We start from the raw sequence: 1903 nt of genomic DNA, 5'->3' as shown, positions 1-1903 counted from the left end.
AAACCTCGGTTTAGGCGAAGCAGCGAAACGCGCGGTCGGCGCTGGCGTAAAACAGATCCCGGACATGTCATTTTATGACCTGACTGTGAGCGGGGACTCCAGCTCAAGGAAGCTGACTGCGAAGTTACCCAACGGCTTTATTATCAAGGCCGTCTTAGGCTCGGCCGACCAGAACGGATGGTTTGATATTGCGTTTGATACGCCGTTTCCAACTGAGATTTTATTTGCATGGGGGGCTGAGCGCGCGCCTAACAGCAACCTTAACCAGACCTCCACTGTTGCGGTCAATCTCAGCCTGTCGTCAGCAAAGCACATCGTAGGGCAGATGCGATCAATTACTTCGGGCGTCAGTTCTCTGGCGGGCGGTCTTTCAGCATTCGCGTTAGGAAGGTAAGAGCATGAATTACATTTTCTCAGCCGTTAACGATAAATACAGCCCTCCGGTGCTAAACGCTTTTTATCGCATTTCCGATAAAGCGGATTATGAAAATGCCGGAACATGGCCGGAAAATTACATTGAAATCTCTGATGAGGTTTACGAGGAATTTAACCGGACATCTCCTGCCGGTAAAACTGTAGGGGTAGCTGACGGGCTTCCTGCATGGGTAGACATTCCGCCGCCGTCACATGATAAAATGGTCGCCACAGTACAGCAAAAAAAGCAGGCTCTGACAGATGCCGCTATGCTGTCAGTGAGCGTTATTCAGCTCAAACTGCAGGCCGGAAGAAAGCTCACCGAAGCTGAAAGTGTAAAGCTCAATGCGGCGCTTGATTATATAGACGCAGTGGCAGCAATAAATCCTGAAGATGGGCCAGATATAGACTGGCCGATACTTTCTTAAAGTTGCGCTGCAATATCCGGCGGCGCAGGCCAGCTGATTTCTGGAGCCTGAGAAATATCAATCGCCTGCACCGCCTGAATATATTTCATCCATTCGGTGAGCAGAGCTTTGTCTGCATCCGTAATAATGCCGAGCAGCAGCTGCGTCTGCCATGCCTGCGTTACCCCGTTCGCCTCGCTGATGAGCGAAGATTTCTGCCGGGCTGCGCTCTTTACGTCGGCAGCCTGCTGCGCATCCGCATCAGTAACCCACCTTTCCCCGTCCCACTTATCCCAGGCGGTTGCGGGCGCAAGCGGCGTCGTATCTGCCGGATAATCACCTAATTCTGATATTACGATTTCCGAGCCATCAGCAATGGAGTAGACCGTTTTGCCGCGATGGTCGGCAACAACCTGCCAGTTGCCATCACGATAAACAGCTGCTTGCCCGGCCTCGAAAATGGGCGGCGCTGTAATGCAGGCATTGGCAGGCAGGCCAACACCCTGCGGCAGATACTCTTCACTGGAGCCGGTAAACTCGCCGTTCAGCGCATCATAGTTATAAATCGTCAATGTGCCGGCCGATTTGGCCTGGCCATTTTTATCAAGCATGACCTTAGCCATTATGCAGCCCTCACGATGAAGTTAAACGCGACGTTGCGCGGGCGAACCTTACGATAGGTTGTGCCGGTTGAAGATGTGGTTGTTTGCGCGGTGTAGACGGAATATGTTGGATGAACCTTCCCGGCCTCAAAATCCTCGATATCAATACCGCTGTAAGAAGTGAAAAAGCCGAGCGTGACAGCAACCCCCGTTGCTTCCTGTGAAGAAAGCAATGTCCTGCCACTGTCAACGCCGCGCCCGTCATCCCAGCCACGGATAAACTCAGCACGGAGATCGGCCAGTTTAAGCCCCGGATAAGCCAGTGCCAGCTTTGGATATAACGTGCTGCTAAACGTCGCCCCGTTACTTTTAAGAAAGACCATGCCAGCCATGGAGGGGAACAGCTCATTGGGCATTTTCGCGTGCGGCCAGGGGAACGGCGAGCCTATGACCGGCGAGCCTTCGCCTAAACCGAGGTTT

General features: G+C 52.8%; 2 protein-coding genes and 2 pseudogenes. 2 read left to right on the top strand and 2 right to left on the bottom strand.

The window, feature by feature from the left end; translation table 11 throughout:
• Both JS46_RS22645 and JS46_RS22640 read left to right on the top strand, forming a co-directional pair.
• Nucleotides 1-394 (top strand): annotated as a pseudogene (locus tag JS46_RS22645) (hypothetical protein); the annotation flags it as partial.
• A 4-nt stretch (nucleotides 395-398) separates the two neighbouring features.
• The gene (locus tag JS46_RS22640) at nucleotides 399-842 is read left to right on the top strand and encodes a tail assembly chaperone (protein WP_033756066.1); all 444 of its coding nucleotides are present in this window, start codon (nucleotides 399-401) and stop codon (nucleotides 840-842) included.
• On the opposite strand, the gene JS46_RS22635 is transcribed toward JS46_RS22640, so the two are convergent.
• Together JS46_RS22635 and JS46_RS22630 are read right to left on the bottom strand one after the other, a co-directional pair.
• Nucleotides 839-1444, bottom strand: a complete 606-nt coding sequence (locus tag JS46_RS22635; protein WP_033756065.1) for a tail fiber assembly protein — start codon at nucleotides 1442-1444, stop codon at nucleotides 839-841. The two genes, JS46_RS22640 and JS46_RS22635, sit on opposite strands and share 4 nt — an antisense overlap.
• Nucleotides 1444-1903: pseudogene (locus tag JS46_RS22630) on the bottom strand (phage tail protein); the annotation flags it as partial. The gene JS46_RS22635 and the pseudogene JS46_RS22630, both read right to left, overlap by 1 nt.

The sequence above is a fragment of the Pantoea sp. NGS-ED-1003 genome (genome assembly GCF_000738765.1).
Taxonomy (GTDB): Bacteria; Pseudomonadota; Gammaproteobacteria; order Enterobacterales; family Enterobacteriaceae; genus Pantoea; species Pantoea septica.
Note: the sequence above shows the minus strand (reverse complement) of the source record. Positions and strands in the feature narration are given on the sequence as shown.